Consider the following 15,592-nt stretch of genomic DNA (forward strand, 5'->3'; position numbering starts at 1 on the left):
ATCGATGGACACGATCAAACGAATCGATCCGCGCCGGCCGTTCATCATCACCGCGGCGGGCCTCAGGCGCATCACGCTGGGCGAGGCCGGCAGCGCCGACGCGGGCGCCGCGCACTGGCCCGCGCACGGCCATGGCGCGGCGGCAAAGCCGCGGCGCATGGTAAGCGACCCGCGCTACGTGATGCTGGTGGCCGCGCACAGCGAGCGCGGCGCGCTCGACGAGCATGCGCGCCAGGCGGTTGCCGCAGCGGCATTGCTGGCCGACGCGCAGACCGAGGTCGCGCTGCTGGTGTTCGGCGAGATGAAGGACGATGCCGCGGACCTGGGCGCGGACAAGCTGATCGCCTTGCCCGAGTTCGACCGCCGCACCTTCGCCCCCGAGGCGGAACTGCGCGCGCTGCAGGCCTGCGCTACCGCGTTGTCGGCCAGGCATGTCTTCATGCCCGACAACGCCGCGGGCGATGGCGACCTTGGCCGGCGCTATGCCGCGGCGACGGCGGAGGCCGGGGCCAGCGTCGCGACCCACGTGGTCGAGATCGATGCGCGCCACGTCGGCACGTTTGCGCACGCCAGGCGTTCGTTCGCGACCCGGGCGCTGCCCGACGTGATCCTGCTGGCGCCCGGTGCGGTCGACGCGAAGCTGCCGTTCACCGGCGCCGGCGAGCGGCTCTCGCCCGACTTTCTGTTCGCCAAGGGAAGCAGCACGCACCCGTACCGCGACCAGGGCATCGAGCAGATCGATGCCGCCCGGGTTGCGCTCGAGGAGGCGGACTTCATCGTCGCGGCCGGCAACGGCGTGGCGGATATCGGTGCCTTCGAGCAGCTCGCGGGCGCGCTCGGCGCAGCCGTCGCCGCCAGCCGGGTCGCGGTGGACAACGGGCATTTCAGCCGCGACAAGCAGGTCGGCGCCACGGGCAAGACGGTCGAGGCGAGCGTCTATATCGCCTTCGGCATCTCCGGCGCGGTGCAGCACCTGCAGGGTATCAAGGACTGCCGCCACGTGATTGCCGTCAACGTCGACGGCAGCGCGCCGATCGCCAGGCGCGCGAACCTGACCGTCGTCGGCGACGCGCGCGAAACCATCGCCGAACTGATCGCGCTGGTGCAGGCGGCACGCGCTGCGCCGGGCCAGCCGGCCCCGGCGCGCCCCAGGGAACTCGCAGGAGTTGCAGCATGAACGCCCCCCGACAACTGAAGCGCATCGCGGTGCTGGTCTCCATCGGCCGTCATCCGGTCAGCGGCGCGCCGCGCTACAGCCGCAACGACGCCGCCGCGCTCGAGCTTGCGCGCGGCCTGGCCGCCAGGCACGGCGCGCAGCTCGCCGTGCTGCACGCGGGCGATGCCGCCGATCCGGCACTGGCCGACTACCTGGCGCTCGGTGCCGGCGAGATCGAGGTACTGGCGTGCGGCGCCGGCGACGACGCGGCGCGCGTGCTGGCCGCGCACGTGAAGCACTGCGACCTGGTGCTGACCGGGACCCGCGCCGAGGGCGCTTACGACACCGGCATGCTGCCGTACCGCCTTGCCGCGGTGCTCGGCCGGCCGCTGGTCGGCGCCGCTGTCGATATCGACATCGACATCGAGGGTGGACGCGTCGCCGTGCGGCAGTTCCTGCCCAAGGGCTTGCGCCGGCGCGTCGATGCGGCGCTGCCCGCGGTGGTGGCGGTGCACCCGCTGGCGAATGCGCAGCCGCGCTACGCCTACGCCCGCCTGCGCGACGGCACCGTGCGCACTGCGCCGGCAGCCCGCTACGCGGACCACGAGGCCGCCGCCTGGACGCTGGGCGCCGTCGAGCGCAAGCCGGTCAGGCTGGCGGCGGCCGAGAAGCGTTCTGGCCACGCCCGCATGCTGTCCGCGACCACCACCGAGAGCCGCGGCGGCAACGTCGTAAACGGTGGGACTTCGGTCGAAAAAGCACAAGTCATCCTCGCCTATTTACGCGAGCATCAACTCATCGACTACTGACATTGCCGGCCTGTCGGCAAACAACCAGGGACGCAGGGAATCCGGAGCAAACGATGAACGTATCGGCAGACATTCGCGCGCTGGTGCAGCGGCGCAAGGCGGGCCACAGCCTCGAGGCGCCTTTCTACCTGAGCGACGAGATCTTCGCGCTCGACATGGAGGCAATCTTCCGCCAGCACTGGATCCAGGTGGCGGTCGAGCCCGACGTGCCCGAGCCGGGTGACTACGTCACCGTCGAGCTCGGCCAGGACTCGATCCTGATCGTGCGCGACGACGACATGCAGGTGCGCGCCTACCACAACGTGTGCCGCCATCGCGGCGCGCGCCTGTGCAACGAGGACAAGGGCACGGTGGGCAATATCGTGTGTCCGTACCACAGCTGGACCTACAACCTGAGCGGCGAGCTGATGTTCGCCGAGCACATGGGCGAGAAGTTCGACCGCTGCAAGCACAGCCTGAAATCGGTCCACGTCGAGAACCTTGCCGGGCTGATCTTCGTCTGCCTGGCCAAGGAGCCGCCCGATTTCGCGGCGATGCGCGCTGCCATGGAGCCGTACCTGCTGCCGCATGACCTGCCCAACACCAAGGTCGCCGCGCAGGTCGACATCATCGAGCAGGGCAACTGGAAGCTGACGATGGAGAACAACCGCGAGTGCTATCACTGTGTCGCGAACCATCCGGAGCTGACCATTTCGCTGTACGAGTACGGCTTCGGCTACCAGCGCTCGCCCGCCAACGCCGAGGGCATGGAGGCGTTCGAGCGCACCTGCCGCACGCGCGCCGAAGAGTGGGAAGCGATGAAGCTGCCCTCGGCCGAGATCGAGCGGCTGCTGGAAACCACCGGCTTCCGTACCCAGCGCCTGCCGCTGGACCGCAGCGGCGAGTCGCAGACGCTGGACGCGAAGGTGGCGTCCAAGAAGCTGCTGGGCCAGTTCGAGCAGGCCGACCTGGGCGGCCTGTCGTTCTGGACGCAGCCGAACTCCTGGCATCACTTCATGAGCGACCACATCGTCACGTTCTCGGTGATACCGCTGTCAGCCGGCGAAACCCTGGTGCGCACCAAATGGCTGGTGCACAAGGACGCGCGCGAGGGCGTCGACTACGACGTGAAGAACCTGACCGCGGTCTGGAACGCGACCAACGACCAGGACCGCGCGCTGGTCGAGTACTCGCAGCGCGGCGCTGGCAGCAGCGCCTACGAGCCCGGCCCGTACTCGCCGTTCACGGAAGGCCTGGTCGAGAAGTTCTCGGCCTGGTACGTGCGCCGGCTCGCCGAGCAGATCGGGGCCTGAGCGCAAGGGAGGGGAGGTCGAGATGATGCGCGAAGCGGTGCAGTTTGAATCGGCAGACAGCCGGGTGACACGCCCGTCGTTCTGGAACGCGCTTCCGGAGCGCTGGACCAGCGACGCGGAAGAGACGCTGGTGTGCTGCCATGTGCGGCAGGAAACCCACGATGTGAAGAGCTTTTTCTTCCGCTCGCCGCTGGGGCGCGCCTTTGTATTCGAGCCGGGGCAGTTCGTCACGCTGGAGCTCGATATCGACGGGGAGACGATCAACCGCTGCTACACGATCTCGTCATCGCCGGCGCGGCCGCACACGGTCTCGATCACGGTCAAGCGCGTGCCGGGCGGCAAGGTGTCGAACTGGCTGCACGACACCATGAAGCCGGGCACGCCGGTGCGCATGCTGGGACCGGCCGGCGAGTTCACCTGCGCCCGGCATCCGGCGCACAAGTACCTGTTCCTGTCGGCGGGCTCGGGCATCACGCCGCTGATGTCGATGAGCCGCGCGCACCATGACCTGGCCGAGGACCGCGATATCGTCTTCGTGCACAGCGCGCGCACACCCGACGACATCATCTTCGCGCGCGAGCTGGACCTGATCGCGTCGAACCACAGCAACTTCCGCACCGCGTTCGTGTGCGAGCGGGTCGGCACGCGCACCAACTGGCCAGGCGTCACCGGTTTCCTGTCGCTGCCGCTGCTGAAGCTGGTCGCGCCGGACTTCATGGAGCGCGAGGTCTTCACCTGCGGGCCGGCCCCGTACATGCAGGCGGTGCGCTCGCTGCTCGACGAAGCCGGCTTCGATCGCAGGCGCTACCACGAGGAAAGCTTCTCGTTCGAGACCCTGCAGGCGGAGCCCGACGCCGGCGCAGCGGTGGAGGCTGGCGCGCCGGCGGCCGGCGCCCCCGCGAACGCCGCGCAATTCAACATCAGCTTCACCAGAACCGCCCGGGAGATTGCCTGCGGCGCGGGGCAGAACGTGCTCGACGCGGCGCGCCAGGCGGGCGTACGGCTGGCGGCGTCGTGCACACAGGGCATGTGCGGCACCTGCAAGGTGAAGCTGCTCAGCGGCCAGGTCGAGATGAAGCACAACGGCGGCATCCGCCAGCGCGAGATCGACCAGGGCATGGTGCTGCTGTGCTGCAGCAAGCCGCTATCGGACCTTGTGATCGACAAGTGAGGCAAGGGTTGTGCGAGATCCGGCGCCCACGGCGCCCGGCGCTTCGCATTCGGAAAGGGAGCGCCTCGGCGCCGATGACAGGAGGGTAGACATGAAACTTCTCACCAAATTATTCTTCACCAGCGCCGCCTCGGTGATGCTGACATGGAGTGCGCTCGCGCTCGGGGACACCAGGCCCACCCTGAAGATCGGCTACGTCGAGGGTTGGGACGACAGCGTTGCCACCACCAACGTGGCCGCGCGCATCATCGAGAAAAGGCTGGGATATCCGGTGCAGCTGGTGCCGGTCGCGGCGGGCGTGATGTGGCAGGGCGTTGCGCGCGGCGACCTCGACGCGACACTGTCGGCCTGGCTGCCGGTGACGCAGGGCGCGTACTGGGAGCAGTTCAAGGGCAAGGTCGTCAACCTGGGTCCCAACTTCACCGAAGCCAGGATCGGCCTGATCGTGCCGGCATCGGTCAGCGCGAAAAGCATCGACGAGCTCAATGCGCAGAAGACCGCGTTCGAAGGCCGCATCGTCGGCATCGACGCCGGCGCGGGGGTAATGCGCAAGGCGTCGGAGGCAATCAAGAGCTATGGCCTGAGCTATACGCTGATGCCGAGTTCGGGCAGCGCGATGACGGTGGAACTGGCGCGCTCGATGAACAGCAACAAGCCGGTGGTGGTGACCGGGTGGGCCCCGCACTGGATGTTCGCCAAGTGGAAGCTGCGCTTCCTCGACGATCCCAAGAAGGTGTTCGGCGAGTCCGAGCACGTCGACAACGTCGTCAACCCGGGCCTGGAGAACAAGGCCAGGCCGGTGGTGGCCTTCCTGAAGAAGTTCCAGTGGAAGCCGGGCGAGATCGACAGCGTGATGCTGGCAATCCAGAACGGCACCAAACCGGAGGCGGCCGCCGATGCCTGGATCGCCGCGCATGGAGACCGCGTCAGCGCGTGGCTCGAGAACGCGCAGTAATTCCGCCTGCCCACGGTGGCACAAGATTGCGGGCCACGATCGTCATGCGATCGTGGCCCGTTTCGTTGCGCCTACTGGAATACGACCGTGCGGTCGCCGTTCAGAAATACGCGCCGCTCGATAAACGCCTTCACCGCGCGCGCGAGCGTGATGCATTCCACGTCGCGGCCGACCGCGAGCAACTGCTCCGGCCGGTACGAATGATCGACGCGCTCGACCGCTTGCTCGATGATCGGGCCTTCGTCGAGGTCGTCGGTGACGAAGTGCGCGGTCGCGCCGATCAGCTTGACGCCGCGCGCATGCGCCTGGTGATAGGGCTTGGCGCCCTTGAAGCCGGGCAGGAACGAATGGTGGATATTGATCGCGCGATTGGCCAGCCTGGCGCTGGTTGCGGCCGAGAGCACCTGCATGTAGCGGGCCAGGATCACCAGCTCGGCGCCGCTCGATTCAAACAGGTCGAGCCAGCGCGCTTCCTGCCCGGCCTTGGTCTCGGGCGTGATCGGGAAATGCCGGAACGGCAGGCCGTGCTGGCGCGCCAGCGGCTCCAGGTCGGGATGGTTGGAGGCGATGCCGACGATATCCATCTTCAGTTCGCCCATGCGCCAGCGGAACAGCAGGTCCGCCAGGCAATGCTCGAGCTTCGACACCATGATCAGCACGCGGGGACGGGCGCACGCATCGTGGATGGCCCACTGCATGCCGAAGCCCTGCGCGATCGGCGTGAATTCCTGCCGTAGCCGGCCGATGTCCAGTGCCTGCGCATCGGTCGGATGGAACATGCAACGCAGGAAGAAGCGGTTGCTCAGGTCATCGTCGAAGACGGTCAGGGCGTCGATATAGCAGCGATGGCGCTCGAGCAAGCCGACGGTGGCGGCCACCTGGCCGGGGGCGCTAGGGCACGACAGCGTCAGGATGTGCTGCGGTGAAGGAGACTGCGCGTTCATGCGATTCCTCTGTGGTTGACTGGCCGCGCACGCCTGGTGCGCGCACATGCCATGCGCCAAGTAGATCAGCCCCTGCGGGCACCGGATAGAACCGAAGCGCCGCGTGGCTGGTATCCGCGCGCCACGCCGCGCGTGGCGCCGTTTGTGGATAGTCGCCGGCAAATTTTCCGTGCCGGATTGCCGTTGTCGCATTTGCGCAAGCGCTTGTCGGAATTCGTCGGCAGGGGACGGCGTTTCTTGGCAACCATGTAGGTAATCGTGCAACGCGGATCGCGATGCGACGACAACGTTTGCCAAGGCCGTTCCACGGCGGAGGGTAGTAACGCGCCCCCAGCGCTTTCCAGGGGAGTGGACGAAAGGCTGGCATGCCATATGACGAGTGAGTCCCGCAGGACCAGGAGAGGTTTCGATGGATAGTCCCAAGGTCGTGGTCGAAGGTCTGTGCAAGGTGTTTGGCAGCAATCCCAGGCAGGCCCTCGACATGCTCGCCGCCGGTGCGACGAAGGACGAGGTGTTCCGGCGCACCGGCCACGTGGTCGGCGTGCACAACGTGTCGTTCGACGTGAAGGAAGGCGAAATTTTCGTGCTGATGGGCCTGTCGGGCTCCGGCAAGTCGACGTTGATCCGCCTGGTCAACCGGCTGGTCGAACCGACCGCCGGCAAGGTGCTGATCGGCGGGCGCGACGTGGCAGCGGTCAGCCGTGGCGAGCTGATCGCGCTGCGCCGCAAGGACATGAGCATGGTGTTCCAGTCGTTCGCGCTGATGCCGCAGCGCACCGTGCTGTCCAATGCCGCCTTCGGCCTCGAGGTCGCCGGCGTCGGCAGGAAAGAGCGGGAGCGCCGCGCCATGGAGGTGCTGGAGCAGGTCGGCCTGGCGACATTCGCGCAGAAGCTGCCGCGCGAGCTCTCCGGCGGCATGCAGCAGCGCGTCGGGCTGGCGCGCGCGCTGGCGGTCAATCCGTCGCTGATGATCATGGACGAGGCCTTTTCGGCGCTCGACCCGCTCAAGCGCAAGGAAATGCAGAACGTGCTGCTGCAACTGCAGAAAGAGCACCGCCGCACCATCATGTTCGTCTCGCACGACCTGGAGGAAGCGCTGCGCATCGGCAGCCGGATCGCGATCATGGAAGGCGGCCGGCTGGTCCAGGTAGGCACGCCGCACGAGATCATCGCCAACCCGGCCGACAACTACGTCCGCACCTTCTTCGACGGCATCGACACCAGCCGCTACCTGACCGCCGGCGACCTGATGCAGACCAACGCCGTGCCGACGCTGTCCAGGCTCGACGCGGCCAACATCGCCGCGACGCTGAACGGCACCGAGGACTACGCCTTCGTGCTGGATGCGCAGCGCAAGCTGCGTGGCTTCGTCACGCGCGACGCCACGCAGAACGTGCGTCCCGTCGAGAGCATCCGGCTCAGCGCGTCGCTCGACCACGTCGTCGAGCGCGTGGTCGCGAACCCGAATGCGCTGCCGGTCGTCGACGACGACGGCTGCTATCGCGGCTCGGTCAGCCGCGCCGTCATCCTGAAAGCCATCACGCGCTCGCGAGGTAACCATGTCTGAACTCCTGCCCCTCGGCCGCTGGGTCGACCAATCCGTCCATTACCTTCTGGACCACGACGCCGCGACCTTCGACGCCATCGGCCGCGCCATCGGCGGCCTCGCGGAACTGATCGAGCGCGGCCTGCAAGCCGTGCCGATGTGGCTGATGATGGCGATCTTCATCGGCATCGGACTCTGGCGCGTGGGCTGGCGCTTCGCGCTCTTCACCGCGGCGTCGCTGTTCGTCATCTTCGCCACCGGCTTCTGGGACCAGACCATCATCACGCTGGGGCTGACGCTGTCGTCGACCATCATCAGCCTGCTGCTCGGCGTGCCGCTCGGGATCTGGGCGGCAAGGAACCGGCTGGTTGCCGCCGCCGTACGCCCGGTGCTGGACCTGATGCAGACCATGCCGGCGTTCGTCTACCTGATCCCGGCCGCGATGCTGTTCGGCCTCGGCCGCGTGCCCGGCATCCTGGCAACGGTGATCTTTGCCATGCCGCCCGCGGTCCGGCTGACCTGCCTTGGCATCCGGCAGGTCAACATGGAGATCGTCGAAGCCGGCCACGCCTTCGGCTGTACGCCGTGGCAGCTGCTGTACAAGGTGCAGTTCCCGAACGCGCTGCCGTCGATCATGCAAGGGGTAAACCAGACCATCATGATGGCCTTGTCGATGGTGATCATCGCCTCGATGGTCGGCGCCGGCGGCCTGGGCAACGAGGTGCTTGCCAGCATCCAGCGGCTCGATATCGGCCTGGGCTTCGAGAGCGGTCTCTCGGTCGTGCTGCTGGCGATCATGCTCGATCGCATCACCGAGAGCTTCGGCCGTGCGCCGGGCGAAGCAAAGGCGCCGCTGTTCTCGGGGCTCAGGCAGTTGTTCGGCGCCAAGGCCGCCACGGCGCAAGCCTGATCCGCCGCCAGCCGCCACGACATGGACCCCGGGGGCGTTGCAGCCGTGCCAACCGACAGCACTTCCGCGCCAATGCCGCCCCAGGACCCGGCCGCGCCAGCCGCAGCGCTGGCGCCGCTGTCGCACTTCGGCTTCCTGACACTGCCGGACTTCTCGATGATCGCGTTTTCCAGTGCGGTCGAAGTGCTGCGCATGGCCAACTACCTGGGGCGTGCCGAGCATTACACATGGTCGATCTATTCGCCCGACGGCGAACCGGTGCAGGCGAGCAACGGCATCGTGGTCCGGCCCACCGGCGCCCTCGACGACGCCGCGCTGCCGGACGTCATGATCATCTGCGGTGGCATCCGCATCCGCGATGCCGTTGATGAGCGCCTGCGTGCCATGCTGGCAAGGCTGGCCGCGCTGGCCATGCCGCTGGGCGCCATCTGCACCGGCGCCTACGCGCTGATGTCGAGCGCGCTGCTGGACGGCTACCGCTGCGCGGTGCATTGGGAAAGCCGGGCGTCGCTGCATGAAGAGTTTCCGCTGGTGCGTTTCGCCGACGAGCTCTTTGTGATCGACCGCGACCGGCTGACCTGCACGGGCGGCACGGCACCCATCGACATGATGCTGCATCTCGTCGGCCTGCGCTTCGGCCGGCAGCTGGCCGCCCAGGTCTCCGAGCAGTTCATACTGGAGCGCATACGTGGCGCCACCGATGCACAGCCGGTCCCGGTCAATGCGCGCGTCGGCCTGTCGCGGGCAGAGCTGGTCGAGGTGGTGCGGCTGATGGAGGCGAATATCGAGGAACCGCTGTCGCTCGATGAACTGGCGCGGCTGGTGCGGCTGTCGCAGCGGCACTTGCAGCGCATGTTCAAGTTCTATCTGAACGTGTCGCCGACCCATTACTATCTGACCCTGCGCCTGAAGCGCGCGCGCGACATGCTGCGCACGACCAACGCGTCGATCGCGCAGGTGACGGCGGTCTGCGGCTTTCAGTCGCCATGCCATTTCAGCAAGGCATACCGGGCGCAGTTCGGGCATGCGCCCAGCCACGAGCGCCGGCAGGCGGGATGATTTCACCGTTAGAATCGGGCAGGGCGCATGCACCGGCCGCAGGCGGCATGCGCCGACGCACTCGGCCGCGGAAAGGAACCAATGACCGACTTTGCCAGAAGGCTCCTGGTTGCCGGCCTCAACGCCATCCTGCTGACCCTGGCATGCACCCATGCGCAGGGGCAGCAGGTGGTCAGGATCGGCGTGTCCGCTCCGCTTACCGGGCTCAACGCCGCCAATGGCAAGGACATCGAGAACGGTGTCCGCCTTGCGTTGGAGGAAGCCAATGCGCAGGCTATCCGGCTCGACGGACAGTCCGTGCGTTTCGAACTCGCCACCGGCGATGACCAGAGCGACCCGCGCATCGGCGTTCAGGTGGCGCAGAAACTGGTGGACGATGGGGTAGCCGCCGTGATCGGGTATTACAACTCGGGCGTTGCACTGCCGGCCGGGCCGGTTTTCGCGCGGGTCGGGATCCCGGTGATCCATCCGGCGGCGACCAATCCGTCCATCACGCAGCAAGGCCTGGGGACGGTCTTCCGCATCATTCCAAACGACGCGCAGAACTCCGGCAACGCGGGCAGGTTCGTGGTCAAGGTGATGAAGGCTCACCGCATTGCCGTGATGGACGACCGCACCGCGTTCGGCCATGGCGCCGTGGACGAATTCAAGAAGGCCATCGTCGCCGCTGGCGGGAAGATCGTGATCGCGGAATACGCCAGCGACAAGGCCGTCGAGTTCAGCGCCCAGCTCACCAACATCCGCGCCGCAAACGCCGATGTGCTTTTCTTCGCCGGACTCGACAACCAGGCGGCACTGGTCACGAAGCGCATGCGCGAACTGGGCATGCGCACCCAGTTCGTCGGCAGCGGCGGCATCGCCGACAGCATCTTCCTGAAGATCGCCGGACCCGCCGCCGAAGGCGCCATGGCATGGGAGTATGGACGTCCGCGCGACAGCCTGCCGCAGGGCAGGGCGTTCCTGCAGAAATTCAGGAAACGCTTCGGCAGCGACAGCCTAAGCTATGCGCCGTTCGCCTACGACGCCACGTGGGTCGTTATCGTGGCCATGAAAAGCGCTGGCTCCGCGAAGCCCGCCAATTTCGTGCCGGCGGTACGCGCAACGCAATACGAGGGAGTGACCGGCACGATCGCCTTCGATGGCGATGGCGAATTAAGGAATCCGGCGTCGACGCTTTACCAGGTCAAAGGGGGCCGTTGGCAGGCGGTGACGACGGTTGCGGCCGAGTGAGGCGAGGCTCGACATGTCTGTATGGCAACGCCTGCTCACGATTGCCGGATGACAGGTGCCGGGCAAATCGGCATAGCTGTTCGCAAATCAGGCCGCGCACGCGGGATTCCAGCCCGGGCGGGAACTGGTGGTTGCTGTCACGACCTCGCTTGCGCGGGCCCAGGCCGACGGGACCGTCCTCGCGGTAGTCATCGCGTCTCCGGCAACAAGAAAGCCAGCACGCTAACGGTGCCGGCTCTTGCTTCTGAACCCCCGACGTCGGGAGCTGGACTTTACATAATCCGAAATTTTCCCGGCAGCCCAAAACTCGATTTCATTCGCATAATGTATATTATGTTAAATAATATATTGCCACCCCAAGATTCATCCAGCGCCTTCAACGCTTCTTGAGCAAAACGCAAGCCCCCGATCGCGTGCCTTCCGTGCGCCAGCCCACATTGCCTCGCTGCTTGCCACCCTAAGCTAGAAAAGTCCGGTGCGAATGTCCTTGCGGCACTCCACCGTGAGCTTCGCCGCGCGGAACTCCCGCATTCCATGGCAACGCTGTCACCGCAGGAGGTGATGCAAATGCGTCAACTCACCATCTTCCGGAAAACCGTGTGGGCGTCATTGGTCGGCTTTTCGCTGGTGGCGCTGCCGATTCACGCAGCCCCGCCCGTCAGCTTTGATAATGACGCCTGCACCAACCCTTCCGCTGAGGCCAGGCTGAAGCAACGGGAAACCGCTGTGCTCGGTCCCAGCCATGCCGAGGCGCATGCCAGGGCACGCGCCAAGCAGTGCCGCGTGGCAAGAGGCCTGGAAAATGCACCGGCACCGGATGAACAGGTACTTGCGGCCGCCAGAGCCCAGGCGACCAACACGGCCGGGCAATGGAGCGAGCCGTTCGTCATTCCCGTGGTCGGCATCACGGCGGTATTGCTGCACACTGGCAAGGTGCTGTTCTGGTCGTACGAGCCGACTCAATACCATAATCCAGCGGCGTCCAACACAGGCGTCGCCTATGTCTGGGATCCGGTAACCCGTACGGGACACGCGATTACGCCGCCGGAAAATATCTGGTGTGCCGGCCAGACGATATTGAGCGACGGCAGGGTTTTCCTTGCGGGTGGCAACCTGCGCTACCCGGACCCGAACGCGCCGGAAGGACAGCAAAACTTCCAGGGCGCGCTGAGCAGCTATACCTTCAATCCACTGACCGAGACCTGGACCGCGCAGCCGAATATGTCGGTCGGCCGCTGGTATCCGACCGTTACCAAGCTGGCAGACAACAGCGTGGTCATCACCAGCGGTCTCGACGAAACAGGATCCGGAAATACCACGGGGGTGGTCGAGTTGTTCACCCCTGCGGCAGGCATGGACAGCGTCGGCACGATGAGCACGGTTTCTTTCCGCGACCCCTCCGGCATGTACCCGTTCCAGTACCTGCTTGGTTCGGGTCAGATGATGCAGGCCGGACCGGCTTTCTACAATACCGCGCTGCTGACGCCCGGCACCTGGTCATGGAGCAGCATTCCGAACCTGCTGAGCTCGCACTATGAGTGGGCTAACGGCGTTCTCTATACCGATGCCTCGGTCACGCCCGCCAAGCAGGTCGTCATGATCGCGGGCGGCGCCGAAGGCGACAGCGCCTTCCGCAACAACGAATGGTTCGATGTCGGCAATCCCAACGCCGGGTGGCGACAGTTTCCGCAATGGCTGCAGCCTCGCCATAACGCCAATACCGTGATCCTGCCGGATGGCACGCTCTTTACCGTGGGCGGGAATGCGGCCAGCAACGGTTATGACAATCCGCATTTCGACAGCGAGCTTTACAACAAGCCGGCCGGCGATCCGACCGGCACCTGGATTTCCATGAGCCCGAACACCATACAGGCGGGCTACCACTCCAGTGCCATTCTGTTGCCTGACGCCACCGTCTTGCTGTCCCAGGACGATATGAATCCACTGGCCGCCAGCACGCACCAGGCGCAGGTGTATTCGCCACCTTACCTGTTCAAGGGATCGCGTCCCAACATCACCAGTGCGCCCGGTACATTGAGCCTGGGACAAACCTTTACCGTCGGCTCCAGCACTCCCAATATTTCCAGCGTCGCCCTGGTCGCGCCGGGGGCCGTGACCCACGCTAACGATATGCACCAGCGCTATATCAAATTGCGCCATACCAAACAGGGCGCCAAGAACCTGCGCGTCACCCTGCCCGCCTCCAGTTCGCTGGTGCCGCCCGGCTACTACATGCTGTTTATCATCGACTCGCAAGGGGTGCCTTCCGTCGCCAAATTCGTCCGGGTTTCCTGAGGCCGGAGATTGAACAGCATGGCGGCATGATTGTTGCAAGAAGGACGGGTATGGTTGCCCGTTCAGGAGACAGTCATGCCATTCGATGCACGCCGGCCCGGCCGCCCTGCGCGACATGCCAGATCCGCGCTTGCGGCGATATTGCTTGGCCTGACAACCGGCCTGTACGCCGCGCCGCCCGCCGGCGACGTGGACTTCATGAACAAGGCCGCGCAGGCAGGCCAGATGGAGATCGATGCCAGCAAGCTGGCCGAGACCAAGGCCACCAGCGCGACGGTCAAGCGTTTTGCCGGGCAAATGCTGCAGGACCATCGCGCCGCGGCGGAAGATCTCAAGCGGCTGGCCAACGCCAAGGGCGTGCAATTGCCGACCACCCCGAGTCCCGCTGACCAGAACAAGCTCGAAGCCATGGGCGCACTGCAAGGCGCCAGCTTCGACAAGCAGTACGCCGACGAAGTCGGCGTCAAGGCGCACAACGATGCGGTGGCGCTGTTCCGCAAGGCCGCAAGCGATGCGCGCGACAACGATGTACGGGATTTTGCAAAGAAGACCTTGCCGACGCTCGAGCACCACCTGGAGTCGGCCAGGAAAATGGCATGGGAGGTATCGCGATAGCTGCCTGCAAATGCTGGTCAGCCGGAGAGATGCCCACCCTTCCCTGCGCACCGCCACTCGGACAGGTGTAGCGAATAACGGCTGATCGTGCCTGCGGCAAGGCATCTGACGTCAGGGGAGGTAATACCGTGTGTACCAATTTTGCCGCGGTGACGGGCCCGGCACTGCGCGATGTTTTCGGGGCCGAACCACCGCCGGGAACGTGGAAGCCCGAAATATGGCCAGGCGATGCCGCACCGATCGTCCGTGCGGATGCCCGTGGCCGGCGCGAATGTTTGCTGGCTACTTTTGGCCTCGTGCCGCGCTCGCGCCACGTCCACGGCGCCCGGGATTTTGAAACCATGAATGTCCGCGCCGAGTGTGTGGGCGACAAGCGCGGTTCGTGCAGCGCGTGGCACCGCACCCAGTTGTGCCTGGTGCCGGCGATGGCCATCTACGAGCCGTGCTATGTCGCCGGCCAGGGCTGGATCCGCTACCGGATCTGGCTGCCGGACGAGCCGGCGCTCGGCATTGCCGGGCTGTGGAAGCAATGGCCGGACGGAACCTATTCCTTCGCCATGTTCACGGTGAGCGCGCCTGGCCATGCGGTAATGAAGCTGATGCACGCCCCCGGCAAGGAAAAACGGTCGGTGGTGATGATTCCGTACCTCCAATGGCAAGCCTGGCTCGCGTGCCGCGATCCGGAGCTGGCGCGAAGCTTCATGGCGCTCTATCCGGCCGAGAAGATGATGGCGGTTCCTGCCCCGCTTACGCCCGAACCCGCCGAGGAAGCCGGCGCGGCAGGCCCGGGCGCGCCATCGCGCTAGGCCGCTCAGGCGAAACGGTCATGCAGGATGGAAGCGCTCAGCTGGCGCTTCTTCCAGTACATATGGTCGATGCGCTGCTGCAGCTTGCCCAGCACCGCGGGGTCCAGGGTTTCATAAGTCAGCAGTACGGCCGGGTGCGTGCCGTCGCCGTCCTCGTGCTCCAGGCTGTCAAATGGCGGGAAACCGTATTTTTCCAGGAACGTCCGGATCTCCTCGTCCGAGGTGTCGGGGGCGATATTGGTGAGCAGCAGGCGGCTCATTTTCTCTCCCAATTGCAAGGGTGACAGCGGGCGGGTGCTTTTTGAGGTTAGCACCTCGACGCCATCCCTGCAGACCACGATTTGCACCAATTCCTGTACCGGCACCGGCAGAGCTTGCAAATAATCCATGCCAGGATGGTGATGGTGGCCACCGTCGTCGCGGTGGTCGCGACCGACAACCTGGCGCTGGGCGTTGGCCTGGGGGTGCGAGAAATACGCGACGCACGACAAGGCCGGCACGGCATCGTCCAGCCGGTCGCACTAGGACATCGAAGCCTAACGGGGCCGGCGTCACAATGCATTGTCGATAGCCATGCCCCGCTGTCGGTAGTTCCGCTCGCGTGCATGGCTCGATGGGCGCGCTTCTGCTGGCGTGCCATGGGCGCAGCGGAAGCAAGCAGCTTGCGCTCAGTGGTGCCGGCGCCCGCCCGTTTCGGCGCGCCAAAGCAAAAACCCCTCGCAGCACACGCTGTCGAGGGGTTTTGCAGAATAAGAGCCTGGCGATGACCTACTTTCACACGGGAATCCGCACTATCATCGGCGC

At 65.8% G+C, this 15,592-nt stretch carries 14 protein-coding genes and 1 pseudogene; 13 read left to right on the forward strand and 2 right to left on the reverse strand.

Going from position 1 to position 15,592, the window contains the following annotated elements:
- Positions 1-4: 4 nt before the first annotated feature.
- From FHX60_RS06550 to FHX60_RS06570, 5 genes are all read left to right on the forward strand, one after another.
- A complete protein-coding gene (locus FHX60_RS06550) occupies positions 5-1,177 on the forward strand; it encodes an electron transfer flavoprotein subunit alpha/FixB family protein (protein WP_183282806.1) in 1,173 nt (390 codons plus the stop codon).
- Positions 1,174-1,965, forward strand: a complete 792-nt coding sequence (locus FHX60_RS06555) for an electron transfer flavoprotein subunit beta/FixA family protein (RefSeq protein ID WP_183282807.1) — start codon at positions 1,174-1,176, stop codon at positions 1,963-1,965. Before FHX60_RS06550 ends, FHX60_RS06555 begins: the two co-directional genes overlap by 4 nt.
- 53 nt (positions 1,966-2,018) lie before the next feature.
- Positions 2,019-3,257, forward strand: a complete 1,239-nt coding sequence (locus FHX60_RS06560; RefSeq protein WP_112777450.1) for an aromatic ring-hydroxylating oxygenase subunit alpha — start codon at positions 2,019-2,021, stop codon at positions 3,255-3,257.
- A 22-nt stretch (positions 3,258-3,279) separates the two neighbouring features.
- Positions 3,280-4,428 (forward strand): FAD-binding oxidoreductase, encoded by a 1,149-nt coding sequence (locus FHX60_RS06565; protein ID WP_183282808.1) that lies wholly within the window; start codon positions 3,280-3,282, stop codon positions 4,426-4,428.
- A gap of 91 nt (positions 4,429-4,519) precedes the next feature.
- Positions 4,520-5,383: a glycine betaine ABC transporter substrate-binding protein gene (locus tag FHX60_RS06570; protein ID WP_112777448.1), complete on the forward strand. Its 864-nt coding sequence runs from the start codon at positions 4,520-4,522 to the stop codon at positions 5,381-5,383.
- 71 nt (positions 5,384-5,454) lie between these two features.
- Here FHX60_RS06570 and purU read toward each other — a convergent pair whose 3' ends face one another.
- Entirely contained in the window at positions 5,455-6,327 is an 873-nt protein-coding gene (purU, locus tag FHX60_RS06575) for a formyltetrahydrofolate deformylase (RefSeq protein ID WP_183282809.1), read from the reverse strand.
- 385 nt (positions 6,328-6,712) lie between these two features.
- Between purU and FHX60_RS06580 the strand changes: the two are divergent.
- The 7 genes and pseudogenes from FHX60_RS06580 to FHX60_RS06610 form a co-directional block, all read left to right on the forward strand.
- A pseudogene (locus tag FHX60_RS06580) lies at positions 6,713-7,894 on the forward strand (quaternary amine ABC transporter ATP-binding protein); the annotation flags it as partial.
- Positions 7,887-8,783: a choline ABC transporter permease subunit gene (gene choW, locus FHX60_RS06585; RefSeq protein ID WP_092318306.1), complete on the forward strand. Its 897-nt coding sequence runs from the start codon at positions 7,887-7,889 to the stop codon at positions 8,781-8,783. The pseudogene FHX60_RS06580 and the gene choW, both read left to right, overlap by 8 nt.
- 72 nt (positions 8,784-8,855) lie before the next feature.
- Complete coding sequence (locus FHX60_RS06590; RefSeq protein ID WP_112777445.1) at positions 8,856-9,842, forward strand: GlxA family transcriptional regulator; 987 nt, start codon at positions 8,856-8,858, stop codon at positions 9,840-9,842.
- Positions 9,843-9,923: 81 nt separating this feature from the next.
- Positions 9,924-11,072, forward strand: a complete 1,149-nt coding sequence (locus FHX60_RS06595) for a branched-chain amino acid ABC transporter substrate-binding protein (RefSeq protein ID WP_183282810.1) — start codon at positions 9,924-9,926, stop codon at positions 11,070-11,072.
- A 567-nt stretch (positions 11,073-11,639) separates the two neighbouring features.
- Positions 11,640-13,367, forward strand: coding sequence for a galactose oxidase early set domain-containing protein (locus FHX60_RS06600; RefSeq protein WP_260163521.1), 1,728 nt, complete (start codon positions 11,640-11,642; stop codon positions 13,365-13,367).
- Between the two features lie 75 nt (positions 13,368-13,442).
- The gene (locus FHX60_RS06605; protein WP_183282811.1) at positions 13,443-13,982 is read left to right on the forward strand and encodes a DUF4142 domain-containing protein; all 540 of its coding nucleotides are present in this window, start codon (positions 13,443-13,445) and stop codon (positions 13,980-13,982) included.
- A gap of 128 nt (positions 13,983-14,110) precedes the next feature.
- Complete coding sequence (locus FHX60_RS06610) at positions 14,111-14,788, forward strand: SOS response-associated peptidase family protein (RefSeq protein ID WP_183282812.1); 678 nt, start codon at positions 14,111-14,113, stop codon at positions 14,786-14,788.
- Between the two features lie 5 nt (positions 14,789-14,793).
- Here FHX60_RS06610 and FHX60_RS27970 read toward each other — a convergent pair whose 3' ends face one another.
- Positions 14,794-15,288: a hypothetical protein gene (locus FHX60_RS27970; protein ID WP_375790526.1), complete on the reverse strand. Its 495-nt coding sequence runs from the start codon at positions 15,286-15,288 to the stop codon at positions 14,794-14,796.
- A 113-nt stretch (positions 15,289-15,401) separates the two neighbouring features.
- Between FHX60_RS27970 and FHX60_RS27575 the strand changes: the two genes are divergently transcribed.
- A partial coding sequence (locus tag FHX60_RS27575; protein ID WP_221209897.1) for a hypothetical protein occupies positions 15,402-15,592 on the forward strand: 191 nt, incomplete at its 3' end.

This window comes from Cupriavidus alkaliphilus (assembly GCF_014191175.1).
In the GTDB taxonomy this organism is placed as follows: domain Bacteria; phylum Pseudomonadota; class Gammaproteobacteria; order Burkholderiales; family Burkholderiaceae; genus Cupriavidus; species Cupriavidus alkaliphilus.